The organism is Halorubrum sp. Atlit-28R (assembly GCF_003665955.1).
GTDB classification, from domain to species: Archaea; Halobacteriota; Halobacteria; order Halobacteriales; family Haloferacaceae; genus Halorubrum; species Halorubrum tropicale.
Map to the genome: position 1 here is coordinate 1 of NZ_QPLS01000003.1, position 26,345 is coordinate 26,345.

29 protein-coding genes and 1 tRNA gene are annotated in these 26,345 nt (G+C 71.2%); 12 read left to right on the forward strand and 18 right to left on the reverse strand.

Going from position 1 to position 26,345, the window contains the following annotated elements; genetic code table 11:
• The coding region (gene tnpA, locus DVK06_RS05545) for an IS200/IS605 family transposase (RefSeq protein WP_121599607.1) at window positions 1-338 on the reverse strand (338 nt) is incomplete at its 3' end.
• A 159-nt stretch (window positions 339-497) separates the two neighbouring features.
• Entirely contained in the window at window positions 498-1,565 is a 1,068-nt protein-coding gene (locus DVK06_RS05550) for a type II glyceraldehyde-3-phosphate dehydrogenase (protein ID WP_053772687.1), read from the reverse strand.
• Between the two features lie 184 nt (window positions 1,566-1,749).
• Here DVK06_RS05550 and DVK06_RS05555 point away from each other — a divergent pair, with 184 nt between their 5' ends.
• On the forward strand, window positions 1,750-2,700 hold the full coding sequence (locus tag DVK06_RS05555; protein WP_121599608.1) for an aminopeptidase: 951 nt from the start codon (window positions 1,750-1,752) through the stop codon (window positions 2,698-2,700).
• Window positions 2,701-3,053: 353 nt separating this feature from the next.
• Here the strand turns inward: DVK06_RS05555 and DVK06_RS05560 are convergent, their stop codons facing one another.
• On the reverse strand, window positions 3,054-3,965 hold the full coding sequence (locus DVK06_RS05560; RefSeq protein WP_121599609.1) for a hypothetical protein: 912 nt from the start codon (window positions 3,963-3,965) through the stop codon (window positions 3,054-3,056).
• Window positions 3,966-4,131: 166 nt separating this feature from the next.
• Between DVK06_RS05560 and DVK06_RS05565 the strand changes: the two genes are divergently transcribed.
• The 3 genes from DVK06_RS05565 (at window position 4,132) to DVK06_RS05570 (ending at window position 6,772) form a co-directional block, all read left to right on the forward strand.
• On the forward strand, window positions 4,132-5,115 hold the full coding sequence (locus tag DVK06_RS05565; RefSeq protein WP_053772690.1) for a nucleoside recognition protein: 984 nt from the start codon (window positions 4,132-4,134) through the stop codon (window positions 5,113-5,115).
• A gap of 121 nt (window positions 5,116-5,236) precedes the next feature.
• Entirely contained in the window at window positions 5,237-5,401 is a 165-nt protein-coding gene (locus tag DVK06_RS18900) for a hypothetical protein (RefSeq protein ID WP_167551924.1), read from the forward strand.
• A gap of 111 nt (window positions 5,402-5,512) precedes the next feature.
• The gene (locus tag DVK06_RS05570) at window positions 5,513-6,772 is read left to right on the forward strand and encodes a CaiB/BaiF CoA-transferase family protein (protein ID WP_121599610.1); all 1,260 of its coding nucleotides are present in this window, start codon (window positions 5,513-5,515) and stop codon (window positions 6,770-6,772) included.
• Between the two features lie 18 nt (window positions 6,773-6,790).
• Here DVK06_RS05570 and DVK06_RS05575 read toward each other — a convergent pair whose 3' ends face one another.
• The 4 genes from DVK06_RS05575 to DVK06_RS05590 are packed head-to-tail and all read right to left on the reverse strand — an operon-like array spanning window position 6,791 to window position 9,357.
• A complete protein-coding gene (locus DVK06_RS05575; RefSeq protein WP_121599611.1) occupies window positions 6,791-7,711 on the reverse strand; it encodes a CoA ester lyase in 921 nt (306 codons plus the stop codon).
• The gene (gene aceA / locus DVK06_RS05580; protein WP_053772693.1) at window positions 7,711-8,751 is read right to left on the reverse strand and encodes an isocitrate lyase; all 1,041 of its coding nucleotides are present in this window, start codon (window positions 8,749-8,751) and stop codon (window positions 7,711-7,713) included. Before aceA ends, DVK06_RS05575 begins: the two co-directional genes overlap by 1 nt.
• 4 nt (window positions 8,752-8,755) lie before the next feature.
• Window positions 8,756-9,019 (reverse strand): hypothetical protein, encoded by a 264-nt coding sequence (locus DVK06_RS05585; RefSeq protein WP_199241371.1) that lies wholly within the window; start codon window positions 9,017-9,019, stop codon window positions 8,756-8,758.
• Window positions 9,016-9,357: a hypothetical protein gene (locus DVK06_RS05590; RefSeq protein WP_053772694.1), complete on the reverse strand. Its 342-nt coding sequence runs from the start codon at window positions 9,355-9,357 to the stop codon at window positions 9,016-9,018. Before DVK06_RS05590 ends, DVK06_RS05585 begins: the two co-directional genes overlap by 4 nt.
• A gap of 304 nt (window positions 9,358-9,661) precedes the next feature.
• On the opposite strand from DVK06_RS05590, the gene thiL reads away from it, so the two are divergent.
• Window positions 9,662-10,570 carry a thiamine-phosphate kinase gene (gene thiL, locus DVK06_RS05595; RefSeq protein WP_121599612.1) on the forward strand — a complete coding sequence of 303 codons (909 nt, stop codon included), beginning with the start codon at window positions 9,662-9,664 and terminating at the stop codon, window positions 10,568-10,570.
• Window positions 10,571-10,858: 288 nt separating this feature from the next.
• Here the strand turns inward: thiL and DVK06_RS05600 are convergent, their stop codons facing one another.
• Together DVK06_RS05600 and gpmI are read right to left on the reverse strand one after the other, a co-directional pair.
• The gene (locus DVK06_RS05600; RefSeq protein ID WP_121599613.1) at window positions 10,859-12,001 is read right to left on the reverse strand and encodes a thiolase family protein; all 1,143 of its coding nucleotides are present in this window, start codon (window positions 11,999-12,001) and stop codon (window positions 10,859-10,861) included.
• A 63-nt stretch (window positions 12,002-12,064) separates the two neighbouring features.
• A complete protein-coding gene (gpmI, locus tag DVK06_RS05605; protein WP_121599614.1) occupies window positions 12,065-13,588 on the reverse strand; it encodes a 2,3-bisphosphoglycerate-independent phosphoglycerate mutase in 1,524 nt (507 codons plus the stop codon).
• 149 nt (window positions 13,589-13,737) lie between these two features.
• Here gpmI and DVK06_RS05610 point away from each other — a divergent pair, with 149 nt between their 5' ends.
• From DVK06_RS05610 to DVK06_RS05630, 5 genes are all read left to right on the forward strand, one after another.
• Entirely contained in the window at window positions 13,738-14,397 is a 660-nt protein-coding gene (locus tag DVK06_RS05610; RefSeq protein ID WP_053772698.1) for an ArsR family transcriptional regulator, read from the forward strand.
• A 151-nt stretch (window positions 14,398-14,548) separates the two neighbouring features.
• Window positions 14,549-15,469: a DMT family transporter gene (locus DVK06_RS05615; RefSeq protein ID WP_053772699.1), complete on the forward strand. Its 921-nt coding sequence runs from the start codon at window positions 14,549-14,551 to the stop codon at window positions 15,467-15,469.
• Between the two features lie 73 nt (window positions 15,470-15,542).
• Entirely contained in the window at window positions 15,543-16,475 is a 933-nt protein-coding gene (locus tag DVK06_RS05620) for an alpha/beta hydrolase (protein ID WP_121599615.1), read from the forward strand.
• A gap of 71 nt (window positions 16,476-16,546) precedes the next feature.
• The gene (locus DVK06_RS05625) at window positions 16,547-17,140 is read left to right on the forward strand and encodes a GNAT family N-acetyltransferase (protein ID WP_053772701.1); all 594 of its coding nucleotides are present in this window, start codon (window positions 16,547-16,549) and stop codon (window positions 17,138-17,140) included.
• 111 nt (window positions 17,141-17,251) lie between these two features.
• Window positions 17,252-17,857 (forward strand): hypothetical protein, encoded by a 606-nt coding sequence (locus tag DVK06_RS05630; RefSeq protein ID WP_053772702.1) that lies wholly within the window; start codon window positions 17,252-17,254, stop codon window positions 17,855-17,857.
• Between the two features lie 21 nt (window positions 17,858-17,878).
• On the opposite strand, the gene DVK06_RS05635 is transcribed toward DVK06_RS05630, so the two are convergent.
• Both DVK06_RS05635 and DVK06_RS05640 read right to left on the reverse strand, forming a co-directional pair.
• Window positions 17,879-18,331: an RNA-binding domain-containing protein gene (locus DVK06_RS05635; protein WP_053772703.1), complete on the reverse strand. Its 453-nt coding sequence runs from the start codon at window positions 18,329-18,331 to the stop codon at window positions 17,879-17,881.
• On the reverse strand, window positions 18,328-18,942 hold the full coding sequence (locus DVK06_RS05640) for an AAA family ATPase (RefSeq protein WP_121599616.1): 615 nt from the start codon (window positions 18,940-18,942) through the stop codon (window positions 18,328-18,330). Before DVK06_RS05640 ends, DVK06_RS05635 begins: the two co-directional genes overlap by 4 nt.
• 100 nt (window positions 18,943-19,042) lie before the next feature.
• Between DVK06_RS05640 and DVK06_RS05645 the strand changes: the two genes are divergently transcribed.
• A tRNA-Arg gene (locus tag DVK06_RS05645) sits at window positions 19,043-19,117 on the forward strand.
• A gap of 206 nt (window positions 19,118-19,323) precedes the next feature.
• Entirely contained in the window at window positions 19,324-19,716 is a 393-nt protein-coding gene (locus DVK06_RS05650) for a DUF1648 domain-containing protein (protein ID WP_053772706.1), read from the forward strand.
• A gap of 45 nt (window positions 19,717-19,761) precedes the next feature.
• Here the strand turns inward: DVK06_RS05650 and moaA are convergent, their stop codons facing one another.
• The 7 genes from moaA to DVK06_RS05685 all read right to left on the reverse strand — a co-directional run bounded on the left by moaA (window position 19,762) and on the right by DVK06_RS05685 (window position 26,268).
• Complete coding sequence (gene moaA / locus DVK06_RS05655; protein ID WP_121599617.1) at window positions 19,762-20,766, reverse strand: GTP 3',8-cyclase MoaA; 1,005 nt, start codon at window positions 20,764-20,766, stop codon at window positions 19,762-19,764.
• A 115-nt stretch (window positions 20,767-20,881) separates the two neighbouring features.
• Window positions 20,882-21,649, reverse strand: a complete 768-nt coding sequence (locus DVK06_RS05660; RefSeq protein ID WP_121599618.1) for an MBL fold metallo-hydrolase — start codon at window positions 21,647-21,649, stop codon at window positions 20,882-20,884.
• 81 nt (window positions 21,650-21,730) lie between these two features.
• Window positions 21,731-22,156, reverse strand: a complete 426-nt coding sequence (locus tag DVK06_RS05665; RefSeq protein WP_121563996.1) for a universal stress protein — start codon at window positions 22,154-22,156, stop codon at window positions 21,731-21,733.
• 86 nt (window positions 22,157-22,242) lie between these two features.
• The gene (locus DVK06_RS05670) at window positions 22,243-22,800 is read right to left on the reverse strand and encodes a diadenylate cyclase (protein ID WP_053772710.1); all 558 of its coding nucleotides are present in this window, start codon (window positions 22,798-22,800) and stop codon (window positions 22,243-22,245) included.
• Between the two features lie 140 nt (window positions 22,801-22,940).
• Entirely contained in the window at window positions 22,941-23,831 is an 891-nt protein-coding gene (cruF, locus tag DVK06_RS05675) for a bisanhydrobacterioruberin hydratase (protein WP_053772711.1), read from the reverse strand.
• Window positions 23,828-24,769 (reverse strand): prenyltransferase, encoded by a 942-nt coding sequence (locus DVK06_RS05680; protein ID WP_121599619.1) that lies wholly within the window; start codon window positions 24,767-24,769, stop codon window positions 23,828-23,830. Before DVK06_RS05680 ends, cruF begins: the two co-directional genes overlap by 4 nt.
• A complete protein-coding gene (locus tag DVK06_RS05685) occupies window positions 24,766-26,268 on the reverse strand; it encodes an NAD(P)/FAD-dependent oxidoreductase (protein WP_053772713.1) in 1,503 nt (500 codons plus the stop codon). Before DVK06_RS05685 ends, DVK06_RS05680 begins: the two co-directional genes overlap by 4 nt.
• Window positions 26,269-26,345 lie beyond the last annotated feature (77 nt).

Below are 26,345 nucleotides of genomic sequence, written 5' to 3' on the forward strand. Positions count from 1 at the left end.
GCGCCCTTCGAGGCGCTCCCCGCGGTACCGACGTAGTACGAACGAGTCCACTTCACGCGGTCGTCGTATCTCTGGTTGTACTTGCGGGCAGAGATCCCCTTGATCCAGTTGACGATGAGTGACGGGGTGTTCTTGGGTGGACTCCCGATGAACAGGTGTACGTGGTCGGGCATGACCTCGGACTCGGCCAGTTCGAGGCCCTTGTCCTCACAGATTTCCGTGAAGATGGCTTCGAGACGTTCCCTCGTCTTCCCCGTCAGGTACGAACGCCGGTATTTCGGCACGAACACTATGTGATAGTAGAGTTCGTATTTCGCGTGACGGGTACTCTTCACCATCTATACATACTATCACAGTCGGACGGATTAAAGACTGCGTTAGAACCCCGTCTATGCCATCGACGGCGATTGAATACTGTTGGTCGGCTTCATCCCCGCCCTGAAGGGCGAGGCTTTCGCCTCGTATTTCGGTAAAGAAGAACTCAGCGCCCGCTCCCGTCAGTCGTCGGCGGGGAGTTCCGTGCGGGGCAGTTCGCCGTCCCCGAGCCGGCCGTCGAGACCGACGCCGAGCGTCTCGTTCGTCCGCGCGACCGACTCGGCCGCGTCGACGTCGGTCGCGAGCGCGCGGACCGCGTCCACGTTCTCGGGGACCACGTCGGCCTCTTGATGGACGTTCTGGAACAGGTAGAGGTCCCGGCCGGTGACGCTTATCGACTCCTCCCAGACGCAGTTCTCCCAGAGGTCGCCGCGGGGCCGGCCCGCGTCGGCGGCGTAGTCTTTCAGCGCTCCGGCCCCGTCGATGCCGGCGGCCTCGGGGATGAGGAAGATCCGGCTCTCGCCGGCGAGCAGGTCGCGGACGGCCGCCGGGTCCGGCTCGGTCGCCAGCGTGACGTTGACGCTGTGGGTGTGCATCGCGGTGACCGGCGCCTTCAGCGCCGCGGTGTCGACGGCCACGTCGGGGAGGATCTCGTTCACGTCGGGGCCGTGGTGGGAGGGGACCGTCGCCGGGTCGGGGACGATGTCGTTTATCGGGCCGCGGTCGGTCTCGTTCGGGTCGCCGCCGCGGCGCACGAGCGTGACGCGCGCCTTCTCGACGCCGAAGGTCTCGTCGAGCGGCGCGAGCAGCCGCGAGAGCGCGGTCGTGTTACAGGAGACGACACGGACGGAGTCGGCGCCGCGGGCGGCCTCGAAGCGGCCGCGGGCGTTGAACGAGGCGTCGGCGACGGCCGCGTCCTCGCCGCCCTGAAAGACCGCCGGCGTGTCGTGGGCCTCGTAGACCGGCGCGTTGCGCTCGCCGACGCCGGAGGGGGCGCAGTCGACGATCACGTCGACGGCGTCGAGCAGGTCGCCGAGGGTCCCCGCCAGGTCGACGCCGGCGGCCGCGAACCGGTCGGTGCGGTCCTCGACCGCCGCGTAGAGGTCGTATCCGCGGCGGGACGCGGTCTCGACGCCGTAGTCCGGCGACGCCTTGGTCACGCCGACCAGCTCCATGTCGGCCTGGGCCGCGACGGCGTCCGCGACCCGCTTGCCGATCGTGCCGTAGCCGTTGACGCCCACGCGTATCATGTGCGTCCCTCGCTCGGGGACCGGTATAATCTTTTCGAGGTTCGCAAATTGAAATTAACTACCCCACGAGTAATCGATCGGTTAATTCGACGCCGATCGGCACCGGACGTAAATAATTCAATTACGGAATAGAGTAAAATCGCCGATGACAAGGCCTAACGCCCGGGCGGACGGAGACGCGGGCATGGCTGCCGACCTCTCCGACGCCGCGGCGACCGCGGTCGAACAGTGTCTGAACGTCGCCTCCGACGAGTCCGTCGTCGTCGTCACCGACGACGAGCGCGAGCCGATCGGCGAGGCGCTCTACGCGGCCGCGAGCGCCGTCACCGACGACGCGACGGTCCTCCGGTACCCGCCCGCGGACCAGCACGGGACGGAGCCGCCGGCGCCGGTCGCGGCCGCGATGCGGGAGGCCGACGTCTTCCTCGCGCCGACGACGAAGAGCCTGAGTCACACCCGCGCCCGCGGCGCCGCCTGCGACGCCGGCGCGCGCGGCGCGACGCTCCCGGGGATCACCGAAGACGTGTTCACGACCGGGCTCGACGCCGACTACGCCGCCATCGACGCCGCCTGCGACGACGTGCTCGACCAGGTGGCCGACGCCGACGAAGTCCGCGTCACCGCGCCCGCCGGCACGGACATCACGTTCGGTATCGGCGGCCGCGAGTGGCTCGCCGACACGGGCATGGTCCGCGAGCCGGGCGACTTCTCGAACCTCCCCGCCGGCGAGGTGTTCGTCGCGCCCGAGACAGCGACCGGCACGTTCGTCGTCGACGGGACGATGATGCCCCACGGCCTGCTCGACGAGGGGCAGACGCTCGCGTTCGAGGTCGAGGACGGGTTCGTCACCGACGTCGCCGACGACGCGATCCGCGCCGACGTGGAGTCGGCGGCCGAGGACGTCGGCGACGCGGCGTACAACCTCGCGGAGCTGGGGATCGGCACGAACGGCGGCGTCGCGGAACTGGTCGGCTCGGTCCTGTTAGACGAAAAGGCGGGCGGCACGGTCCACATCGCGATCGGCGACAACGCCGGGATCGGCGGCGAGATCGACGCGCCGCTCCACCTCGACGGGATCATCCGGGACCCGACCGTCTACGCCGACGGCGAGCCGATCGACCTGCCGAGCACGTAAAACGGCCTCAGGCGGGAATCTAACTAGTTGGTTATAAATAACCGAGGCGGTGGCGCGTGCCGACGAGCGCCCGCAGGGCGCGAGTCGCACGCGCGAGGGAGTTCGGTGGTTCGGAGCGAAGCGGAGAACCGCCGACGAGGCTGGGGAGGGGTGAGGTGCGGGGCTGTGTGGGCGGGACTCGAAGCCCCGGTCGCGAGGCGGGCGCAGGCGACGGAAGCACCGCAGCGAGCGAACGGAGTGAGCAAGCGAGGAGCGCACCGAGCGTGCGCCCGCCTCGCGACCGGGGCTTCGGCGGTCTTCATCGCGCCAGCGGCAGCGGAGGAGCAACCGAACGGTTCCGCATATCGCTCGTCTTATTCCACGACCGCGAGCGCCACGCCTTCCACGTCCCGAACGCCGACCACCTGGTGGCGCCAGCCGTCGCCGGCGTCGACGCAGAGCGTGCCCGCCGTCGTGACCGCGACCGAGAGGCCGGGGCCGTAGCCGAGCGCGACGACCGCCTCGTCCACCGGGAGCTCGGCGGTCTCCCACGCCTCGTCGCCCCACTCGCCGCCCGCGTCGGCGTGAACCAGCAGGTCGCCGTCGACGACCGCCGTGGCGTGGCCGTCGCCGTCGGCCGCGACCGCGTCCGCAGACCCCTCCCGCACCGTCATCCAGCCGTTGCCGAGCCAGTACAGTCCCGCGCCGGTCGCGGCGAGCGGCATCCCGGCGCCGGCCACGTCGCGGGCGTCGTCGAGTCCGACGTCGGTGAGCCCGTCGTCGGCGACGCGAAACACCCCCTCCGCGCCCGCGACGAGCGCCCCGTCGACGGCGCGCGGCGCCGAGACGGTTCCGAGCCGCGTCGTCGCGGCGACCGCCGTCCCGCCCGCCTCGAACGCGACGCGCTCGACCGCGCCGCTCTCGCGGGCGACGAGGAGCGCGCCGTCGCGCGCTCCCGTCGCGTCGCCGCGCCCGCTCGCCGCGCCGACCGCGACGGCTGGGTCGTCGTCGACCGATTCGAACTCCGGATCGTCGTCGACCGCCGCGACCGAGAGCCCGTCGGGCGTCGCCGCGGCGACGAGGTCGGCGGCGCCGTCGCCGCGCGCGAGGACGGCCACGTCGCGGGCCGGGTCGCGCGCGACCATGTCGAACGCGCCGACCTTGTCGGCCGACAGCGAGACGCGGACGATCCCGGATCCCGTCGCGACGTAGGCGTCGGTGCGGCCGGCGCTGCCCGCGTACACGCGCTTTTCGTCGATCGAGATGTCGTCCTCGGCGGGAGCCATCGGCCCCCCGTTCTCCGCGGCGGGACATAAGCCCCGCGCGCCGCCGCTCTTGCTCCGCGCGCCGCCGCTCTCGCTCCCCGCGTCGACGCCGGGTCGGCGTTCCGACGCGGCGGGAACGAGCGCGCGTTCCGACGCCCATTTGAGCGCCCCTCGCGTACGTCGGTCCGTGCAGTCAGTCGCCGCCGACCTCTCGGTCCTGCTCGCGGAGGTGGTCCCACGGCTGGCGCGGATCACGGCGTTCATCGCGGGCGGCGTCTTCGCCGCCAACGTCGCCGTCGCGTTCGGGCTGGTCCGGTACGTCGCCGGGGTCGCGGGGTGGCTCACCCGGCCCGCGAACCTCCCGGACGAGGTCGGCACGGCGATCCTCACGACCGCCGCGTCGACGACCGCGGGCTACGCGACGCTCGCGGAGTACCGCGAGGCGGGCCTGCTCGACGACCGGGCGACGCTCGTCGCCGTGGTGATGAACACGTTCTTCGGGTTCGTCCAGCACGTGTTCACCTACTACGTGCCGGTGTTGATCCCGATCCTGGGCGTCACCACGGGGGCCGTCTACGTCGGCGCGCGCGCCGGCATCGCGCTGCTGATCTCGGTCACGGGCGTCGTCGCGGGCGGGCTCCTCCTCTCGGAGTCGAACGTCGACCGGTCCGCGCTCGGCGAGGTCGACGCGACCGGCCCCGAGGCGGACGACCGGGACGGCCGCGAGCGCGTCCGCGACGCCGCCGAGAAGTCGTGGGGGACGCTCCGCCGGATCGTCCCGCGGCTCGCGGTCGTCTACACGCTCGTCATCTGGATCGTCACCACCTACGACGTACGGGCGCTGACGAGCGTCGCCGAGCCGATCACGGGCGTGCTGGGGCTGCCGGGCGCCGCGGTCCCGGTCATCGCGGTGTTCACGCTCGACACGACCGCGGGCGCGGCGACGCTCGCCGGGACCGAGGCCGGCGTCTTCACCACCCGCACCGCGGTCGCGTCGCTGCTCATCGGGAGCATCCTCTCGTTCGCCGTCTCGACCTTCCGGCGCTCGATCCCCTTCCAGTACGGGATCTGGGGCCCCTCGTTCGGCACGAAGGTGATCGTCGTCAACACCGCCCTCAAGCTCGTCTTCATCTCGGCGACGGTCGCGCTGCTGCTCGCGCCGGTGTGGTGAGGGCGCGGTGAGAGCGTCGTCGCGGGCGGACTCGACGAGGTGCGGACCGCGGCGACCGACCGCGCGCGACGGCGGCGGTCGGATCAGTAGGTTCAACACCGGCCCGGATCGATCGGCGCACATGGCGCTCGAAAAGGACGTGGACTGTCCCGCGTGCGGCGAGACTCGCTCGTTCTACCGGACCGCGGCGATGACGCTCCACCTCGGCGAGAAGACGAAGTGGCGGTGTCCCGACTGCGGCTACGGCTACGTCGAGATCGACGGTATCGACACGCTCGCGGCCTGAGGCGACGCTCGTTTTCCGTCGGCCGCGGCGACGCCGCAACACTCAGTACCCCGGCGGCTGTGCCGGATCGCATGAACCGGACACGGCGGCGGTCGACGGAGGCGAGACCGCGTGGTCGGTGAGGCGCGAGAGCCCGAGGGCGACGCGGGGCCGCTCGACGGGCTCACCGTGTTGGACCTCTCGCGCGTCCTCGTCGGCCCGTTCTGTACGATGCAGCTCGGCGACCTCGGCGCGGAGGTCATCAAGGTCGAGCGGCCGGGCCCGGGCGACCAGACCCGGACGTGGGTCCCCCCGGCGTTCAGCGAGGGGGACGGCGAGAGCGACGAGGGCGCGGAGAGCGCCTACTACGTCAGCGTCAACCGAAACAAGCGGTCGATCCAGCTGGACCTGACGACCGAGGCGGGCCGGGCGGTCGTCCGCGACCTCGCGCGCGAGGCCGACGTGCTCGTCGAGAACTTCCGCGTCGGCAAGACCGCCGAGTGGGGCCTCGACTACGGCGACCTCGTCGAGGAGAACCCGGGGCTCGTCTACTGCGGCATCTCCGGGTACGGCGAGTGGGGGCCGGACCGCGACAAGCCCGCCTACGACATCATGATGCAGGCGCGGGGCGGGTTCATGTCGTTCACTGGCGTCGAGGGCGGCCCGCCGGTCCGGATCGGGGTCGCGCTCGCCGACGTGGGCGCCGGGATGTACGCGACGCAGGCGATCCTCGCTGCGCTGCTCGAACGCGAGCTCGGCGACGGCCGCGGACAGAAGATCGACGTGAGCCTGCTCGACGGGCAGGCCGCCTGGACCAGCTACATGGCGACGAACTACTTCGCCAGCGGCGAGCCGCCGGGACGCATGGGGAGCAAGCATCCGAACATCGTCCCCTACCGGGCGTACGAGACGGCGGACGGCTACGTCGTCGTCGCCTGCTCGTCGGACCGGTTCTGGCCGCCGCTGTGCGAGGCGATCGACCGCCCCGACCTGCTCGCCGACGAGCGCTACGAGGAGAACGAGGGGCGCGTCCGGAACCGCGACGAGCTGGAACGCGAGTTAGAGGAGACGTTCGCGGCGATGACGACCGACGAAGCGGTCGAGCGGCTGGAAGCGCACGACGTGCCCGCGAGCCGCGTCCGCGACGTGGGCGAGGTGTTCGACGACCCGCAGATCGAGGCGCGCGGGATGCTCGCCGAGGCGGAGCACCCGACCGCGGGCACGGTGCGGTTCCCCGGGTCGCCGATGCACTTCTCGCGGACGCCGACGACGGTCCGCCGCCACCCGCCGGCGCTCGGCGAACACACGGAGTCGGTGCTGCGCGAGTACGGCTACGGCGAGGGCGACATCGACGAGCTCCGCGATCTCGGCGCGATCGCGGACGAGGAGTGAGCGGCGCGCGCCGGGGGCTCAGAGGATCCCGGCCTGCTCGGCGCGCGCGACGATGCCGCGGGCCATCTTGTCGGTCGCCTCGTCGACCATCTCGCCGTCGACCGAGACGGCGCCTTTCCCCTGTTCCTTCGCCTCGGCGTAGGCGTCGACGATCCGGCGCGCCTTCTCGGCCTCCTCGGGAGAGGGCGCGAACGTCTCGTTCGCGGGCTCGATCTGGCTCGGGTGGATCGCCCACTTGCCGTCACAGCCCAGCTGGCTCGCCCAGCGGCAGGAGCCGCGGAACCCCTCCGCGTCCTCGATCTCGGCGTACGGCCCGTCGATCACCTGGAGCCCCTGCGCCTTCGCCGCGTGGGCGATGCGCGCGAGCTGGTAGTGCCAGTAGTGGCCGGGGTAGCCGCCGCCGGAGCCGATCGTGAGGCCGGCGGCGCCGACGTTGGCGGTGTAGTCGCCGGGACCGAACACGAGCGACTCCAGGCGGTCGCTGGCGCGGGCGATGTCCGCGGCCTTCGTCATCGCCTCCGGGGACTCGATCTGCGCCTGGAGCCCGATCTCGCCGACGGGGAGGTCGTTGTTCGCCTCGACCTGCGTCAGGAGGTTGTCGACGGTGGCGACCGTCTCCGGGTTGTTCGCCATCGGCACCATGATCGTGTCGAGGTACTCGCCGGCCCGGCCGACGACCTCGATCACGTCGTCGTAGAACCAGCGGGTGTCGACGCCGTTCATCCGGTAACAGGGCCGGGTGTCGGACCAGTCGTACTCGATCAGGCCCTCGATGACGTTCTCGCGGGCGTCGACCTTCGCCGCGGGCGCGACGGAGTCCTCCAGGTCGAGGAACGCCTCGTCGGCGCCGGAGTCGGGCGCCCGCTCGATCATCTTCGGGTCGGAGCCGGGGGTGGCGAGCTGGCTCCGCCGGAGCGTCACGTCGTCCGGTCCGCCCATCAGTCGTCGCCCTCCGAGGCCGTGATCGGGTCGCTCTCCTCTTCGGTGAAGCCGGCCGACTCCTCCTGGCGCCGCCGGGCCTCGGGGTCGAACTCGGCCTCGACCTCCTGGTACCGCGGGACGAAGGAGAGCTCGTGGTGGCTCTCCGTCTCGTGGCCGATATACCGCTCTTCGAGGTCGAACTGCGCCGCCTCGTCGTTCTCGGCGATGTTCGCGAAGTCCTCGTATGCGGCGTGCGCACCGGAGTGGAGTCCGTACAGCGTGATGAAGATGTACTGGTAGCCCAGGTCGCCCAGCTCCTCGAAGGTGAGCGGATCCTCCTGGGCGCCCCACTCGAACGACGAGGAGTAGTTGAAGGCGAGATCGAGGTCCGGGTGGGTCTCGTGGATCGTCTCGGCGTACTCGACCGCGTCCTCGCGGGACGGGTCGGGCATCTCGGGCCAGACGAGGTCGACGCCGGCGTCGGCGTAGATCCGGCCGCGTTCGAGGTGCTCCTCCCAGTCGCCGTTGGCGGAGCCGTACGCGTCGGTGCGGGCGATGATGACGGTGTCCTCGCTCTGCTTGGCGTCGACCGCGGCCTCGAAGCGCGAACGGGCCTGCTCGCGGGAGACGATCTGCTTGCCGGCGATGTGGCCGCAGCGCTTCGGCGAGGTCTGGTCCTCGATGTGGACGGCGGCGACGCCGGCCTTCTCGTACTCGCGGACCGCGCGGCGGACGTTGTGGACGCCGCCGTAGCCGGTGTCGCAGTCGGCGATGACGGGGAGGTTCGTCGCCTCGACCATGCGCTTTGCGTTCTCGACCATCTCGCTCATCGTGACCATCTCCAGGTCGGGGAAGCCGAACTGGCCGAGGACGGTCGAGTAGCCGCTCATGTAGGCCGCGTCGAGCCCAGCCATCTCCGCGAGGCGGGCGTCGAGGGCGTGGTAGATCCCGGGCGCGAACGTGTACTCCTGCTCGTCGAACAGCTCGCGGAGTCGGCGGCCGGCCGGGTTGTCGATATCTCTGGTGAAGACGTCGTCGTCGAGTTCGTTGGGATTCATCGGGTTACTGCGTGGAGTCGTCGGCTGCGGTGCGGTTCGTCGTCGCCCGTCGCTCGCCGGCGCGGCGGCCGTCGGTCGGGCGTCGGTCGGCGGCGGCGCGTCGGTCGCCGCGGCCCTCGCCGTCGCGGCGAGCGCTCGGCGCGAACGTCGTGGGATCGGGTCGGGGGCCGTCGCCGGTCCCGGTCATCGGGACGGCGCGGCGGAACGAGCCCTCGGCGGGCGATCCGGTCGAGGGGTCGCGGGAGCGACGCGCGGCGTTCGCCGTCATCGCGACCCCCCGTCCGTCCGCGTCCGCGAGGCGGGACGCAGGTCGGGAACGAGCGGCGCGTCGCGCTCGTCGTCGGTCGGCGGGCGGGTCGGCCGGCGGGCCTCGGTCGCCGGGGGCGAGCCGGGAGACCGCGTCTCGGTGGCTCGTCGGGTCGTGATCGTCGGGACCAGCGGCGCGCCGGCCTCCTCGGTTAGCGGGGTGCGACCGGGGATCGTCCGGGGAGAAGGTGTCGTCGTACTCGACTCCGTCCGGCGGTCGGTACGGGTCGTCGAGTCCGCGTCGGTCGTGCTGTCGGTGCGTCGGGTCGTGTCGTCGGGCGTGTCGTTAGGCGTCGTCATCGGGTCGTGTGGGCGGTTGGGGCGGTCGTCTGGTGATCGACTCGGTGCGTCGGGTCGCTGCGTGTCCGCGTACGGATACTGCCATTGCGACTGGAACGACTCGACAGGGCATAATAAACGTAATGATTGATAATGATAATATTCGTTATGTTGTTTTACCCGATTAAATGTTCCATGACAACACGGACCACAGACGCGGCGAACGGCCCGACCGCACGCCCCCCGGCGTCGGCGCTGAGCGGCGGTCGGCGGTCCCGCCGCCCGGACCGATCGCTTATTGCCCTCGCCGCGCCGAGCGTCGGTAGTGAACGAACGCGACGCCCTCCGGGCCCTCGCGGCCGACCTCCCGCACGCGGGCGACGACGCCGCCGTCGTCGACGGAACGGTCATCACGACGGACATGCTCCACGAGCGGACCGACTTCCCGCCCGGGACGACGCGGTACACCGCCGGCTGGCGCGCCGTCGGCGCGTCGCTGTCGGACGTGGCCGCGACCGGCGCGGCCGCGCGCGCTGCTGTCGCCGTCTACGCCGACGAGGCGTTCGACCGGGACGAGCTCAATTCGTTCGTCGCCGGCGCGGTCGACGTCTGCGAGGCGGTCGACGCCGAGTACGTCGGCGGCGACCTCGACGAGCACGCCGAGTTCACGACGGCGACCACCGCGGTCGGCGACGTGACCGAGGCCGGCCCCGTCACCAGGTCGGGGGCGCGGCCGGGCGACGCGCTCTGCGTCACCGGCGAGTGGGGACGGTCCGCGGCCGCGCTGCGCCTGTTCGAAGAGGGGGACGACGCGGCGGTCGAGCGCGCGAACGAGCTGTTCCGGTTCACGCCGCGGGTCGCTGACGGGCTCGCGCTCGCGGGCACCGCGACCGCGATGATGGACTCCTCGGACGGGCTGGCCCGCTCGTGTCACCAGCTCGCGGAGGCGAGCGAGGTCGGGATCGAGATCGAGCGGGACGCGGTGCCGGTCCATCCCGCCGTCGAAGAGGTGGCCGGGGGGTCGGCGGAGCGGTTCGAACTCGCCGCGCACTTCGGCGAGGACTTCGAACTGCTGTGTGCGGTGCCGGACGAGGATTTCGAGATGGCCGCGGAGGCGTGTCCGGTCGGCCTGACGCGGATCGGACGTGTGGTCGAAGAGCCCGAGGAGGCGCCGCGGGTCACGGTCGACGGCGATCCGCTACCCGACCGCGGCTTCACGCACGCCGAGGAGTAAGACACCGAGGTGCCGGCTGCTTTCCTATAAGAAACCGGCTGCCGACTGACGGCGAACGTCTTCGAAGCTCCGTCCGCGTGCCGCGCCTTCGATTCCCGCCGCGCACCGCACCGCGACCACACCTCACGCCTCCCCAGCCTCGTCGCTCGCTGCTCGCGGTTCCACCGCTCGCAATCGAGGTGCTCGCTTCGCTCGCACCGCTCGCGACACCCTCGCGGGCTGGCTCGCGGCCGCCGGGGGCGGCCGCTCGCAGGCGCGCCGCGGCGGAAAATCCGTCTCGCGGGTCGTCTACCGGATGAACTCGATCGCGGCGCCCTGCCCGAAGCCGACGCAGAGCGTCGCGAGGCCGCGCTCGGCGTCGCGCTTCTGCATCTCGTGGAGCAGCGTGACGGGGAGGCGCGCGCCCGAGGCGCCGAGCGGGTGGCCGATAGCGATGGCGCCGCCGTTGACGTTGTACTTGTCCTCGTCGACGCCGAGCTCGCGCCGCGAGTACTCGCACTGCGAGGCGAACGCCTCGTTGAGTTCGACCAGGTCGTAGTCGTCGATGTCCGTGCCGGCGCGTTCGAGCAGGCCGCGGGTGGCGGGGACCGGGCCGATCCCCATCACCGTAGGGTCGACGCCGGCGACCGCGTTGGTGCCGACCTCGGCGAGCACGTCGAGCCCGTGCTCCTCGGCGAAGGCCCTGCTCGTGACGACCGTGAGCGACGCGCCGTCGGAGATCTGCGAGGAGTTCCCGGCGGTGACGCTGCCGTCGCCGGTGAACGCGGGCGGCAGGTCGGCGAGCTTCTCGGCGGTGGTGTCCGGGCGGATCCCCTCGTCCTCCTCGACGAGCCCGTCCTCGGTCTCGACGGGGACGATCTCGTCGTCGAAGCGGCCGGACTCGGTCGCCTCGGCGGCGCGCTGGTGGCTGCGGGCCGCGTACTCGTCTTGCGCCTCGCGGCTCACGTCGTACTCCTCGGCGACCTTCTCGGCGGTCATCCCCATCTGGAGCTGGAAGAGGTTGTACCGCTCCGAGAGCTCGGGGTGGAGGTGCTGGTAGGAATCGCCGTCCATCGGGACGCGGCTCATGTTCTCGACGCCGCCGGCGATGATGCAGTCGCGGTTGCCCGCGGCGATCGCGTCCGACGCCGAGATGACCGCCTGCATCGAGGAGGCGCACCAGCGGTTGATCGTGGTGGCGGGCACCGACTCGCCCAGCTCCGAGAGGAGGGCGATGACGCGCGCGACGTTGTTGTCTTGCTCGGTCCGCTGCTGCGCGACGCCCCACATCAGGTCGTCGACGTGGTCGCTGGTCAGCCCGGTCTCGCCGAGCGCGTGGTCGATCAGCGTCGTCGAGAGGTCCTCGCTGCGGACGTCCTCGTAGACGCCGCCGTCTTTCCCCTGCGGCGTTCGGTAGGCGGCCGCGATCACCGGCGTGGTCTCGTCTGTCATGAAAGATAGCAGGACAGACGCCGTATTAAAACGCCGTGGAACGGGCGGGAATCGCTCCGAAGTTTATCGTTTATTCGCGAGCAGGCTCTCGCCGGTCATCTCCGCGGGTTGGTCGCGGTCCATCAGGTCGAGGAGCGTCGGCGCGATGTCGCAGAGCGAGCCGTCCTCGCGGACTCTGCGTCCCCCGTCGTCGCCGTCGGGCGTCAGGTAGACGAACGGGACCGGGTTGTACGTGTGCGCGGTGTGCGGGTCGTCGGCCGTGCCCATGTCGTCGGCGTTGCCGTGGTCGGCGGTGACGACCGCGTGCGCGCCGGCGTCGTCGACGGCGTCGAGCAGCCGGTCGAGCTGTTCGTCGACGGCCTCGACGGCCTCGACCGCCGCGTCGAAGTCGCCGGTGTGGCCCACCATGTCCGGGTTCGCGTAGTTGAGGACGAGCAGGTCGGGGTCCTCCGAGGCGATGGTCTCGACGGCCTCGTCGGTCACCTCGGGGGCGGACATCTCGGGCTGACGGTCGTAGGTGGGCACGTCCGGGCTCTCGACGATGGTGCGGATCTCGCCGGGGAACTCCACCTCGCGGCCGCCGTTGAGGAAGTAGGTGACGTGGGGATACTTCTCCGACTCCGCGATGCGCAGCTGGGTGCCGCCCGCGTCGGCGACGACCTCGCCGATGGTGTTCTCGGGGATCTGCGGCGGGAACGCGACCGGGAACTCGAACGTCTCGTCGTACTCGGTCATCGTCGTCATGCGGACGTCGGGCTGATCGAGGTCGAATCCCCACGCGGGCCGGACCCCAGTCAGCATCCGGACCAGCTGCCGCGCGCGGTCCGCGCGGAAATTGAAGAAGATCACCGCGTCCCCGTCTTCGAGGGCGGGCTCGCCGGCGACCAGCGTCGGCTCGACGAACTCGTCCGTCTCGCCGCGGGCGTGGGCCTCCTTCGCGGCCGCGACGGCGCTCTCGGCCTCGTGGGGCGCCGCGCGGGAGACGATGGCGTCGTACGCCTTCCTCGTGCGTCCCCAGTTCTCGTCGCGGTCCATCGCGTGGTACCGCCCCGTCACGGTCGCGACGTGGCCGGTCCCGCGCTCGTCCGCCTTCGCGGTCACGTCGGCGAGGAACCCGTCGGCGATCTCCGGGGCCGTGTCGCGCCCGTCGGTGAACGCGTGGCTCGTCGCCGGCACGCCCGCGTCGGCGGCGGCGTCGATCAGCGCGAGCAGGTGCTCCACGTCGGAGTGGACGCCGCCGTCGGAGACCAGCCCCATGAAGTGGACCCGGCCGCCGGTCGAGTCGGCGTGATCGAGCGCGTCCGCGATCGCGTCGTTGTCCGAGAGCGACCCCTCGGCGAGCGCGTCCGTGATCCGCGTGTACGCCTGCTTCACCACTCGCCCGGCGCCGATGTTGAGGTGGCCCACTTCCGAGTTGCCCATCTGTCCCTCGGGGAGCCCCACGCGGCGCCCGTGGACGACGAGGCGGCCGTCCGCCCCGCGCTCCGTCGCCGCGTCGAACGTCGGCGTGTCGGCCGCCTTCACCGCGTCGCGGCGGTCGTGGTCGCCGAGCCCCCAGCCGTCGAGGATAACGAGTGCCGTCTCCATACTCCCGCGTGCCGCCCGCGGGGTAACTACCCTTCGGTGGGCGGCGTCTCGCCGCGCTCCCGGCGGGGCCGCTCCCTCGGTCGATCCGCGCCCGGCGCGCCCGTCACCGGAAGTCAACCTTTTATCCGCCCGACGCTAACCACACGTTAATGGACTCCGCGGTACTGCTCGATCTCCTCGGTAACGAGAACCGCCGGCGCATCCTCCGGCTTCTCGCCACCAAGCCCTGCTACGTCACGGAGATCTCGGAGTACCTGGACGTGAGCCCGAAGGCGGTGATCGACCACCTGCGGAAGCTGGAGGAGGCCGGCGTCGTCGAGTCGACCACGGACGACCAGCGGCGGAAGTACTTCCGGATCGCGCGCAGCCTCCGCCTGGAGGTGAGCGTCTCGCCGTACGGCTTCGGCGCGAAGAGCGCGTACCCGGCGAAGAACAGCCTCGACATGTCCGGGCGCTGTCCCCACCTCTCGATCGAGGCGCCGGACGGGTCCGGCTCGACCAGCGACCTCGCGGAGCTCGCGGAGGAGTTCGCGCGCCTCCAGGACCTCGACCGCGAGCTCTCGCTCGCCCAGCGGTGGGTCCAGGGACGCGTGGAGGACGCCCTCGCCGAGATCGACGAGCGGCTCGGCGGGCAGGCCGACAGCCGCTTCTTCGCGGCCGTCATCGCCGCGGTCGTCGAGACCGACGGCACCCCCGCGGCGGTGGCCGACGAGGTCGGCGCACGGGAGTCGACGGTCGAGAGCGCCCTCCGACGGCTCTCCGACGTGGGGGTCATCGCCCGCGACGCAGACGGGTACCGAGTGCGCTGACGGTCGGCCGTCCCCCGAACCTCGGCTGCCGCCGCGTCGTGCTCGCCATTGGTCGTCCGAGCCATCGCGTCGTCCGAGCCATCGCGTCGTCCGAGCCAGCGAACCGGACCGCTTCCGGAAGCTTTTGGCCCGGTCCGGGAAGAGGGCCGACGTGAGCCGTCTCAGAAACCTCTCGCTGTTCCTCGTCCTCGCCGCCGTTTGGGGCTCGGCGTTCGTCGCGATCAAGGCGGGGTTGGCGTACTTCCCGCCGGTGCTGTTCGCGGCGTTCCGGTACGACGTGGCGGGCGTCGTGATGCTCGCGTACGCCGCGTACGCGGTCGACGACCCCGTCCCGCGCGGCCGCGACGCGTGGCTGGAAGTGGTTTCCGGCGCCGTGTTCATCATCGCCGCCTACCACTCCTTCCTGTTCGTCGGCGAGACGGACCCGGCGGTGACGAGCGCCGTCGCGGCCGTCATCGTCAGCCTCTCGCCGCTTTTGACCACAGTCTTCGCCCGCGCCGTCCTGCCCGCGGAGCGGCTGACCGCCGTCGGGGCGCTCGGCCTCGCGATCGGACTCGTCGGCGCGGTCGTCCTCGCGAACCCCGACCCCGCGAACCTGACGAGCGGCGGCACGGTCGCGAAGCTGCTCGTCCTGCTCGCGGCCGCCTCCTTCGCGCTCGGCTCGGTGCTCTCCCGGGCCTCCGAGGCCGACATCGCCATCGAGACGATGGAGGCGTGGTCGATGCTGCTCGGCGCGGGACTCACCCACCTCGTCTCGGTCGCGCTCGGCGAGTCGGTCGCCGACGCGGTCTGGACGACGGAGTCGCTGCTCGCGCTCGCGTACCTCTCGGTCGTCGCCAGCGGTATCGGCTTCCTCATCTACTTCCACCTGCTCGACCGGCTCGGGCCGATCGAGATCAACCTCGTCTCCTACGTCGCGCCGGTGTTCGCGGCCCTCGTCGGATGGCTCGTCCTCGACGAGGGGATCACCGCCACGACGGTCGCCGGCTTCCTCGTCATCTGCGTCGGCTTCGCGCTGGTGAAACGCGACGCGCTCCGCGAGGAGCTGCGGGCCGCCGGCGTGATCGGGTAGGCGGGTCGACGCCCCTGGGATCCCGCCGCCCCCGCCGCAACCGTCTTGTCGACGGCCCGACGACTCCCGCGTCGTGAGCGCCGACCAGATCGATCCCCAGGCGAAGCGCGCGGCGACGCGACAGTCGCGGATCCCCCTCCCGCACGGAGGCTACAAGCTGAAACTGCTCCGGCTCCTGACGGACCCCCTGTCGCGGCTTCAGAACCTGAATCCGCCGAGCGTCGGCGCGACGGAGTCGGTGGCTATCCCCGGCCCCGCCGGCGACCTCGACGCGCGGCTCTACCGCCCGGCGGGCGACCCGCCCTATCCGACCGTCGTCTTCTTCCACGGCGGCGGGTTCGTGCTGGGGAGCGTCGAGACCCACGACTGGCTTTGCCGCCACCTGACACGGGAGAGCGAATGCGCGGTGCTGTCAGTCGAGTACCGGCTCGCGCCCGAGCACCCGTTCCCGGCCGCCGTCGAGGACGCGTACGCGGCCGTCGAGTGGGCCGCCGAGTCGACCGCGGCCCTCGGCGGCACCGGCGACATCGCGGTCGCGGGCGACTCGGCCGGCGGCAACCTGGCCGCCGTGACGGCGCTCATGGCCGCCGAGCGGGACGGGCCCGCGATCGAACGCCAGGTCCTCCTGTACCCCGGGATCGGCGTCGACCCGGAACAGGAGTCGGTCAGCGAACACTCCGGCGTCGTCCTCTCTCGCGAGGACATCGAGTGGTTCTCCGCCGCGTACTACCGGAGCGAGATTCACCGCCGGAACCCGTACGCCGACCCGATCAACGCGGGGGACCTCTCCGGCGTCGCGCCCGCGACCGTCGTCACCGCGGGCTTCGACCCGCTCCGCGACGGCGGCAGGGCGTACGCGGAGCGGCTGGTCGCGGACGGCGTCGCGACGCGGTACGAGAACTACCCGGCGATGGTCCACGGGTTCATGACGATGCGAGACGTCGACCGGGCCCGCGACGCGATCGCGGACGTCGGCGCCGACCTCGCCGACGCGCTCGACGCCTGACGACGGCCGACCGTGACAACCGGTCGCAGGCCGCCGGTGGAGTTTATCCGTTCGCCGCCGTCGGCGTCGGTATGTTCCCCGAGACCATCGAAACCGACCGGCTTCGCTTGGAGGCGCGGCGTCCCGAGGCGGTCGACCTCGACGAGTGCTACCGGATCTGTTCGTCGGACCCCGGCATCGACGAGGTGACCGAGTACGTCACGTGGGACCCCCACGAGACGAAGCGGGAGACGCTGGAGTTCCTCGAACGCGGCCGCGAACGGTTCGAGGACGGCGAGGCCGCGACCTACGTCATCCGCCCGCGCGAGGGCGAAGACGGCGCCGGAGCGATCGCCGGCTTCGGCGGCTTCGACGTCGACTGGGAGAAGCGGACCGCGAACCTCGGCACGTGGCTTCGCAAGCGCTTCTGGGGCCGCGGCTACTCGGGCGAGCGCGCCGCCGCGCTCGTCGAAGTGGCGTTCGACGACCTCGATCTCGACGTGGTCGCTGTCGGCCACCTCCCCGAGAACGAGCAGTCGCAGCGGGCGATCGAGAGGTACGTCGACCGCCTCGGCGGGCGGCGCGAGGGGCTGTTACGCAACCACATCACCTTCGCCGACGGCAGCGTCCACGACGAGGTCCGGTACACGATCTCGCAGGCGGAGTGGCGTGAGGCGACCGCGTGATTCGACCTGAGATTTCGGCGTAAATAACACACAGAACGCGTGAAACGCCGTTTTTTCTTCGATCAGCCCGACCCAACAAACACTTACCGCGCCCGAAACGATACCGGGCGCATGTCTTCGGCATCCACCGGCGGAACGAGCGCGACGGGCGGAGAACAGAGCCTCGCACGCGGGGCGGTCTTCGGAGCGGTCGCGGGCGCTGCGGCCTACGTCCTCGGCTACCTGGTCACGTACGTGACGCAGAGCGGGCGGGTCGAGGAAGGACTCTCTGGGATCAACTTCTTCGCCGACCTGTTCGGCGGCGAAACCATCTCCGTCTGGCGCGGCGTCGGCTGGGTGTTCTACAACGCGCACTTCGTCGACGTGGAGGTGCCGTCGCTGATCGGCGCCGCGCAGTCGGTGAACTTCATCGCCGAGAGCGACGGCGGGTTCACGTACCTGTACGTCGTCCCGCCGCTGCTGCTGCTCGTCTCGGGCGTCGCGATTGCGCGCGCCGCGGGCGCGGCGACGCCCGTCGGCGGCGCGCGGTTCGGTGCGCTTGCGACCGCCGGCTACCTCCCGCTGGCGCTGATTGGCGCGTTCCTGTTCCGATACGCCGTCGGCGACGGCGGGAGCGTCGCCCCGACGCTCGTCACGGCGGTGCTGCTCGCGGGGATCGTGTACCCGGCCCTCTTCGGCGCGGTGGGCGGCGCGGCGGCCGGGGCGACGGCCGAGTGAGCCCGGCCCGGAGCCGACCGCTCAGTACGCCTCGTCCTCAGGGTCGAAGCGGTCGCCGTACTCGCGGACGGGGTCGACGGGCTGTCCCTCGTCGGTCTCGGGCGCGACGTAGTCGATGAACGACTCCACGTCCGGCTCGCGGACGCGGACCTCCACGTCGATCTCGCCCAGCTCGTCCGGCTCGCCGACCGCGAAGTTGACGACGCCCTCGAGCGCCGCCTGCTTCTTCAGCGAGAAGGCGAACCCCTCGTCTGTGCGGTTCTGCCGGAAGACGCGGCGGGCCGTGTCGAGGATCTCCTGCTCGTGGAGCACGTCGGAGAACGCGTCGAGGCTGTGCGTCTCGGCGACGAGCCGCCCGTCCTCGTGGGCCGGCTCGGCGTCCGGGAAGACGTTCGCGACCGCGTCCGCGACCCGGTCGGTCACCTCGGTGTCGTGGACCGGCGCCTCGATCCGGACGTCGACGCTGTAGATCACGCGCCGTCACCTCCGGCCTCGGCCGCCTCGGCGCCGCCGTCGGAGCGATCCGACCCCCCGCCGTCGAGGCCCAGCACCTCGCGGACGCGCTCGCGGAACGCCGCGAGGCTGTCGGTGTTGTCGATCTCCACGTCGGCGCGTTCGAGCGTCTCGCCGAGCCCGAGGTCGATCTCGCGGGCGTCGCGCTCGCGCAACGCCGAGAGGTCGGCGTCGGAGTCGTCGCGACCGCGCTCGCCCAGCCGCTCGGCGCGGAGCTCGAACGGCGCTCGGATCGCGACGAGCGTGAAGTCGTCGCCGAACGCCTCGCGGAAGCGGTCGAGTTCGACGGTCGAGCGGAGCCCGTCGATCAGGACCGTCTCGTCGCGGTCGCTCTCGGTCGCCGCCTCCCGGATCCGCGGGAGCGTCCGCGCGGCGATCGCGTCGTCGCCCTCCTCCTCGCGGAGCGCCTGCGCGATCCGCCCGTGGTGCTGCGCCGGGTCGAGGTCGCGGCGGCGGCACTCGGCGCGGATCACGTCGCCCATGACGACGACGGGGATGCCGGCCGCCTCGGCCACGTTCGCCGCCTCCCCCTTCCCGCTACCGGGGAGGCCGACGGTTCCGATGACGTTCATTACCGGCGGCTACTCCGCTCGCGGACTTAGGTCTGCTGTTGGCCCGCCGACCGCGCGAACCGCGGGCGTTTTTTAGACACGGGGGATCAGGAGACGATAGGGGCACGTAGCTCAGCCAGGATAGAGCGTCGGACTTCTAATCCGATGGTCGTGGGTTCGAATCCCACTGTGCCCGTACAGCGACGAGCGAACCGGCACGCAGGGAATTCGAACGCTATCAGTCGCGCGCAGCGAGCGAAGCGAGCGAGCACGTCTGATTTCAGTTCGAATCCCACCGTGCTCGTGACATCGCTGAACGGAATCAAGCGCGCCGAGTGACGGAAGGCGGCGTTCGTTTCGCGCGAATAACGTATTTATTCGGTGCGGCCGTCACCTGTTCACATGAACCCTCCAGCCAGGTTCCTCGCCCGTCAGAAGACTGTCGCCGGCCTCGTCGTCGCCGCGCTGTTGGCGCTCGGGATCGCGCTGTACGGCGCGCTCCCGGACCAGATGGCGATCCACTGGAACGCGGCCGGCAACGCTGACAGCGTCGTCGGGAAGCCGATCGCGATCCTGACGATGCCCGCGGTCGTCGTGTTCATGAGCCTGCTGTTCGAGATCACCGATGCCGACGTCGGGGAGCGGATCGTCGGCTCGCTGGCGATGCTGCTGTTGCTCGCGGTTCAGGTGATGGCGTTCGGCGTGAATCTGGGGTACAACGTCCCGATCGTTCCGATCACCCTCGCGCTCGCTGGCGGGATGGTGGCGGTGGCCGTCTGGTTTGAAATGCGATAGGCCGAAGGGCGTGACCGGCCACCGGGCGGAGCGCGGGCTTTCGCCTCAGTCCGCCGCGGGCGGCGTTCCGAGGTACTTCTCGTTCAGCTCGTACTCGCCGTCGTCGCCCTCGATCAGGTACTCGCCGTAGTACGGAACCCGATTGGCCACCACCTCCTCGAACGTCTCGGCGATCTCCGCGCGGGTCATCTCGCCCATCGACCGGAGGTCGTCGTTGCGGTTGAGACACCCCTTCAGGTACCCCTCGTGGGTGACGCGGACGCGGCCGCAGTTGGCGCAGAACTCCTCGTTCTCGACGGGGTCGACGATCTCGACCATCCCGCCCGTCGCGTCGTCGCTCGCCTCGCCGACGAAGTAGCGCTTCCGGTCGTGCATCTCGCGGTGCTCGACGCGGTCCGCCTTCCCGGCGAGCCAGTCGTGGACGCGCCCGATGTCGACGTTCCACTCGGGCCTGCCGGTCAGCTCCGGCATGTACTGGATGAGCTGGAGCTGGAGCCCCTCGTTGTCGGCGACGTGCTCGACCATCTCCTCGACGTAGCCCGCGGTGTGCGTGAACACGACCATGTTGAGCTTCACGGGGTCGAGCCCGGCGTCGACGGCGGCCTTGACGCCCTCCAAGACTTTCTCGTAGGCGCCCGACTTCGTCACCTCCGCGAAGTCGTCGGGGTCGAGCGCGTCCTGCGAGACGTTGACGCGGTCGAGCCCGGCGGCCTTCAGGTCCGCCGCGCGTCCGGGGAGAAAGGTGCCGTTCGTCGTCATCGAGACCTCCATCGAGTCGGGCGTGCGCTCGATAATCTCTTCGAGATCCTGGCGGAGCATCGGCTCGCCGCCGGTGAACTTCACGGCGTCGACGCCGTACCCCTCGACGACCTCCAGGAAGCGGACCACGTCGTCGGCGCTCATCTCCGACTCGCTCGGCTCCATCGGCCCGCGCGTGTCGCCTAACCCCTCGTTGTGACAGTAGACGCAGTCGAAGTTACACCGGTCGGTGAGCGAGATACGGACCCCCGTCACCTCCCGTCCGAAGTCGTCCGCGAGTGGGCCGGCCATGAGGGACGGGAGCCACTACGCGCGCTTAAATATCCGGGTCGAACGTGCGGGTGCGTAACACTCCGCGGTTACGTCGCGCCCGCGACGCCGCCGATCGCCGGTTACGATTCCGGCCTCAAAGCGACACGCGCAGGCCGTCCGCCGCGACCCGCACCTCGCCGTCGAAGCCCGCGTCGCGGACGCCCTCCACCATCTCGCGCTCGCGGCCGCCGGTGTGCGGGTAGAGGTGCGAGAGGAGGAGCGTCCCGACCGCCGCGCCTGCGAGCGACTCGCCGAGGCTCGTCGGCGTCGGGTGGTTCGACACGTCCACGTCGTCCGGGAACGAGCAATCGTGGACGAGGCAGTCGGCGCCGTCCGCGAACCGCGCCATCCCCGCGAACGCCTCGGTGTCGCCGGAGAGCGCGAGGGGGCCGTCGCCGGGCGCGGCGTCCGAACTCGGCGGCGAGAAGCGGTAGGCGAACCCGTCCATGGAGTGGCGCGTCTCGCGGGCGGTCACGTCGAACCCGCCGGCGGTGAACGACCGCGCCGCGGACACCTCGCGGACGGCGAGGTCGATCCGCCCGTCGAGGTAGTCGTGGACGTCGAGCAGGTCGTCGACGAGCGACTTCGTGCCCGCGGGGCCGACGACTTCGAGGTGCTCCTCGCCGGCGAGCCAGCGCGCCTTCACGAGCGGGAGGAGGTCCGCGACGTGGTCGAGGTGGTGGTGCGTGAGGAGGACCGTCGAGGCGCCCTCGTAACCGGTGTCGGTGCCGGCGAGGCGCCCGAGGACGCCGCTGCCGCAGTCGACGAGCAGCGAGCGGTCGCCGTCGTCGAGGAGGTACCCGGCCTGCGCGCGGTCGGGGACCGGCATCGCGCTGCCGGACCCGAGCACGGTGAGTTCCATGCCGACGGGTCGCGGCGCCACCCACCTAACTGGCTCGGACGGGCGCCGACCGGCCCCGGCCGGTCGCGGTCGGTCGAGGGGTCACTTGATCAGGAACACCGGCACCGACGCGTCGTCGGCCACGCGGTCGGAGACGCTGCCGAGGGACTGGATCCGCTCGCGGGGGGACTTCCCCTCCGGGCTCATCACGATCACGTCGATCCCGGCCTCGTCGGCGTAGTCGACGATCTCCGTGTCCGGCGTCCCGTACGCGACGTGGGTCTCGGCGTCGAGGCCGGCCTCCGCGGCCGCCTCGGCGACCGCGTCGACCGCGGCCTCGCCCTGCGATTCGAGGTCCTCGACCACGTCGTCGTGGAGGTCGCCGGAGTTGGCGGCCGCGATCCGCTGGTCGACGACGTACAGCGCGTGGAGCGTCGCGCCGTGGTCGGTGGCGAGTCGGATCGCGTGGTCGAGCGCGCGGTCGACGGCGTCGCTCCCGTCGGTCGGCACGAGAATGTCGTCGTACATGCGTCGCCGTTCGCCCGGCCGGGGCTTAACGGTGGGGCCTCGGTGTCGCCGTCCGGGATCGCGCCGCGGTCGGGGGCCGCGTCGCGCTACTCGCCGCGCCAGCGGCCGCCGATCTCCTCGCGCCGCATGCTGTTCGCCTCGCCGTCGCGGAACACGCTGACGCGGCCGGTCTCCTCGCTCAGCGTCACGGTCGCGACGACCTCCGGGCGCACGGAGGTCTCGATGGCGCTCATGTGGCGCGACCCCATCCACGGCTCGTAGCTCACGTCGTCGACGAGGTCGGCCTCCTCGTCGCGGGTGCCGAGGTCGCGGAACCGGACCATCTGACTCTCGATGCCGCCGTCGACCGCGACCACCACGCCGCCGTCCTGCGCGACGCTCACCGACTCGGCCGCGGACGTGAGTGCGTCCTCCTCGAAGACGGACGGACAGGTGTCCCGCGGCCAGCGGTTGTCGCCCATCGGGTCCGCGTACGCCCCGTAGTCGCTGTCGCCGATGACGGCGAAGTAGAGCCCCGGCCCCTTCACGTGGGGTTCGTCCCACCCGTCGAAGGCGACGCCGACGTGCTCGGCGCAGTAGGTGAGTCGGTCGACGACCTCGCACACCCGCCCGTGGTCGCCGTAGTCGATGGCGAGGTCGTTCATCGCGTTCGCGCCCCTCGGTTCCGTCGTCCGCCGCTGTTGCCGCCGTCGATCACGCTCGACCAGATGGGACACCGGTATTTAAGCGCAACAGAGTCGGCCCGGGGCGGCTCGCGACCCCGGCCCGCGGCGACGCCGGCCGTTCACGACCCGCGCCACTGGGTGAACAGCCGCGTGTCGAACCGGTCGGCGCGGAGGAGGCCGACGCCGAACGCGGCCGCGACCGCCGCCGGCAGGAGGTTCCCGAACCAGAGGTTGATCCCGCCCCAGAGGATCACGAAGCTCACCATGTCGTCGAGCATGAACTCGCAGTCGCGGAGCCGCTCGCGGACGCCGACCGCCGCGAAGGCGCGGTCGAGCGTGACGACGGCGACGACCGCCGACAGCACCCAGCCGGCGTAGTTCGAGAGCGGGACGCCGTAGAACGCGCCGCCGCCGAAGTCCCAGAAGCCGAGCGACACCGCGCCGGGGTCCAAGACCACGTCCATCGCGACGACGACGGGGATCACGGTCGCCAACCGGACCCACACGCTGTCGGCGCGCGGGCCGAGCAGGAGCAGGCAGAGCAGGTAGGCGTTCATCACGAGCGGGATGAAGAAGACGGGGAGCGCGACCGGGACGCCGGCGAGCATCGGCCCGAGGTCGACCGTGTACGCGAACTCCCCGTACGGCCACCCGGTCGCGACGCCGACCGACTCGATGAGGTACGTGTACGCGGTCAGGACGCCGATCCAGCCGAGCGCGCGGCGGTCGACCGTCGGCAGCACGCCGACGACCAGCGGCGAGCGCATCACGATCACGCCGAACAGCACGAACCACGGGTGGAACGCGAACGGCTCTGGCACCCAGCCCTCGGCGCTGCCGACGAGCGCTACCGCCCCCACGAGCGGGAAGACGACCGCGATGGTGAACCGGTTCTCGCGGACGAGACGGTCGAGCAGCGCCTCGGCCTCGCGGCGCGTGTCCGGCGCGCGCTCGCGGAGCGCGTCGAGTCCGGCGGCGGTCGAGGTCCCGCCGGGCGAGCCGTCGGTCACGGCAGCGCCTCCCAGAGCGGGTACACCCGCCAGAGGCCGCCCATCGACAGCAGCGTGCCGACGACGGTGTTCAGCGCCGGGAACCACCAGTAGGCGCGGTCGACGGAGACCGACGAGCGCGCGACCCACGCGACGAAGACGGGGTACACGCCGAGCAGGGCGCCGAGCCGGGCGTCGACGGCCCAGAACCCGGCGGCCGCCGCGGTCCACGCCGCGAAGCAGTAGGCGTACGTGCGCCCCTCGCCGAGCAGCGTCGCGGTCGTGTCGATCCCCGCCGCGCGGTCCGGTTCGATGTCGGGGATGGCGGAGAACGTGTGCATCCCCATCGTCCAGAGCCACGCGCCGGCGAGCGCCGCGAGCGGCGGGTGCGCCCCCGCGACCGTCGCGTACGCCGCCGCGCCCGGGAGCGCGTACAGGCCGTTCGACAGCGAGTCGAGGAACGGCGTCGTCTTGAAGCGGACGGGCGGCGCGCTGTACCCGACGGCCAAGACGAGGAAGCCGAGCAGGTACGGCCACGCGACCCGCGGCGTGACCGCGAGCGTCGCGAGCCCCAGCGCGCCGGACGCGGCGACCGCGGCGACCACGGGCCGACTCCCCTGCCAGCGCGCCTCGCGGCCCTCCTTCTTGGGGTTCAGCTCGTCGATGTCGGCGTCGAACACGTCGTTGACGCCGTAGAGGAACACGTTCGCGGGAACGAGGAAGTAGAGGGCAAGCGCGACGGTGACGGGTGTGAACAGCCCGCTCACGGCGTCGATGCCGTAAGTGACGCCGACCGCGACCGGCCCGGCGAGGTACAGCCAGAAGCGCGGCCGGGACAGCACCAGCAGGTAGCGGAGCCCCTCGCCGCCGCCCCCGGCGGCCCGGGACTGCTCGTCCTCGACGGACCGGGGCTGGCCCTCTCCGGCGGATCGGTTCTGGTCGCTCACGGCGGGGATCACACGTCGTCGTCGGCCATCGCTTCCGCGGTCAGCCCCCCGCTGATGAGGCACATCGGGACGCCGATGCCGGGCGTCGTCGTCGATCCCGTGAAGTAGAGCCCGTCGACCGCGTCCGAGACGTGCGACGGGCGCAGCAGCGAGGTCTGCGTGAGGGTGTGCGCCAGGCCGAGCGCGCTGCCCGCGTAGCTGTTGTACCGGTCCGCGAAGTCGTCGACGGAGAACGTCTCCTCGACGACGACGCGCCCGCGCAGGTCCGTGCCGGTGTTCTCCGCGATGTCGTCGATGACGAGGTCGCGGTAGCGGTTGCGGATCTCCGGGGTGTCGGCCAGCCCGGGCGCGATCGGCACGAGCGCGAAGAGGTTGCTGTGCCCCTCGGGCGCGACGGTGTCGTCCGTCTTGGAGGGGACACAGAGGTAGTAGGCGGGGTCGTCGGGCCACTCGGGGTCGTCGAATATCTGCGCGAAGTGCTCGTCCCAGTCGGTCGGCAGGACGAGCGTGTGGTGTTCGAGGTCCGGCACGTCGCCCTCGACGCCGAGGTACAGCAGGAACGCGGAGGGGGCGTACGTCCGCGACTCCCAGTACTCCTCGGTGTACTGCCGCTTGTGCTCCGGGAGCAGCTCCTGCTCGGTGTGCGCGTAGTCGGCGTCGGAGACGACGCGGTCGGCGAGGTAGCGCTCGCCGCCCTCGGTGTCGACCGCGAACGCGCCGTACCGGCCCTCGATCCCCGTCACCTCGGCGTCGGTGACGAACTCGACGCCGAGGTCGTCGGCGAGCTCGACGATGCCGTCGACGACGGCGCCGATCCCGCCGTCGGGGTAGTAGACGCCCATGTTGTAGTCGACGTGGCTCATCAGGTTGTACAGCGCCGGCGTGTTCGTCGGCGAGCCGCCGAGGAACACGAGCGTGTACTGCATCAGCTGCTGGAGCTTCGGGTGGTCGAAGTAGTCCTCGACGTGGCCCTGCATCTTGCCCAGCAGCGAGAGTCCCCACGAGTAGCGCATCACGTCCGTGTCCACGTAGTCGCGCAGCCGCGGGCGGTCCTCGTACACGAAGTGCTCCATCCCGATCTCGTAGGTCCGCTCGGACTCGGCCAGGTACTCGTCGAACGCCTCGCCCGCGCCCGGCTCGTACGACTCGAATATCTCCTTGTTCTTCTCGCGGTCCGGGAGCACGTCGACCTTGTCTCCGTCCTTCCAGAACACGCGGTAGTGCGGGTCGAGCCGCTCCAGTTCGTAGAACTCGTCGGGCGACCGGCCGAAGTGGCCGAAGAACCGCTCGAAGACGTCCGGCATCAGGTACCACGACGGCCCCATGTCGAACCGGAAGCCGTCGACTTCGAGCCGGCTGGCCCGGCCGCCGAGCTGCTCGTTCTTCTCCAGCAGCGTGACGTCCGCGCCGGCGTCCGCGAGGTAACAGGCCGTCGAGAGGCCGCCGAATCCGCCGCCGATCACGACGACGGACTCGCCGGCCACGCCGTCGATGTCCGGGACCACGTCCATACGCGATCCTAAGAGCGGCGGGGGTATAAATCCGGCCAGACGCGTCGGGGATCGCACCTCGTCGCGTCGAGACGGGG

Coding starts and splice junctions, on each gene's coding strand:
- aceA (WP_053772693.1), bottom strand. CDS start 8,751: ATGAATCCCAACGAACTCGACGACGACGTCTTCACCAGAGATATCGAC.
- DVK06_RS05660 (WP_121599618.1), bottom strand. CDS start 21,649: ATGGAACTCACCGTGCTCGGGTCCGGCAGCGCGATGCCGGTCCCCGAC.
- DVK06_RS05665 (WP_121563996.1), bottom strand. CDS start 22,156: ATGTACGACGACATTCTCGTGCCGACCGACGGGAGCGACGCCGTCGAC.
- DVK06_RS05560 (WP_121599609.1), bottom strand. CDS start 3,965: ATGGCTCCCGCCGAGGACGACATCTCGATCGACGAAAAGCGCGTGTAC.
- DVK06_RS05600 (WP_121599613.1), bottom strand. CDS start 12,001: ATGACAGACGAGACCACGCCGGTGATCGCGGCCGCCTACCGAACGCCG.
- DVK06_RS05590 (WP_053772694.1), bottom strand. CDS start 9,357: ATGACGACGCCTAACGACACGCCCGACGACACGACCCGACGCACCGAC.
- DVK06_RS05670 (WP_053772710.1), bottom strand. CDS start 22,800: ATGAACGACCTCGCCATCGACTACGGCGACCACGGGCGGGTGTGCGAG.
- DVK06_RS05610 (WP_053772698.1), top strand. CDS start 13,738: ATGGACTCCGCGGTACTGCTCGATCTCCTCGGTAACGAGAACCGCCGG.
- DVK06_RS05630 (WP_053772702.1), top strand. CDS start 17,252: ATGTCTTCGGCATCCACCGGCGGAACGAGCGCGACGGGCGGAGAACAG.
- moaA (WP_121599617.1), bottom strand. CDS start 20,766: ATGGCCGGCCCACTCGCGGACGACTTCGGACGGGAGGTGACGGGGGTC.
- DVK06_RS05685 (WP_053772713.1), bottom strand. CDS start 26,268: ATGGACGTGGTCCCGGACATCGACGGCGTGGCCGGCGAGTCCGTCGTC.
- DVK06_RS05640 (WP_121599616.1), bottom strand. CDS start 18,942: ATGAACGTCATCGGAACCGTCGGCCTCCCCGGTAGCGGGAAGGGGGAG.
- gpmI (WP_121599614.1), bottom strand. CDS start 13,588: ATGGAGACGGCACTCGTTATCCTCGACGGCTGGGGGCTCGGCGACCAC.
- DVK06_RS05625 (WP_053772701.1), top strand. CDS start 16,547: ATGTTCCCCGAGACCATCGAAACCGACCGGCTTCGCTTGGAGGCGCGG.
- DVK06_RS05555 (WP_121599608.1), top strand. CDS start 1,750: ATGGCTGCCGACCTCTCCGACGCCGCGGCGACCGCGGTCGAACAGTGT.
- DVK06_RS18900 (WP_167551924.1), top strand. CDS start 5,237: ATGGCGCTCGAAAAGGACGTGGACTGTCCCGCGTGCGGCGAGACTCGC.
- DVK06_RS05585 (WP_199241371.1), bottom strand. CDS start 9,019: ATGACGGCGAACGCCGCGCGTCGCTCCCGCGACCCCTCGACCGGATCG.
- DVK06_RS05550 (WP_053772687.1), bottom strand. CDS start 1,565: ATGATACGCGTGGGCGTCAACGGCTACGGCACGATCGGCAAGCGGGTC.
- DVK06_RS05575 (WP_121599611.1), bottom strand. CDS start 7,711: ATGGGCGGACCGGACGACGTGACGCTCCGGCGGAGCCAGCTCGCCACC.
- DVK06_RS05650 (WP_053772706.1), top strand. CDS start 19,324: ATGAACCCTCCAGCCAGGTTCCTCGCCCGTCAGAAGACTGTCGCCGGC.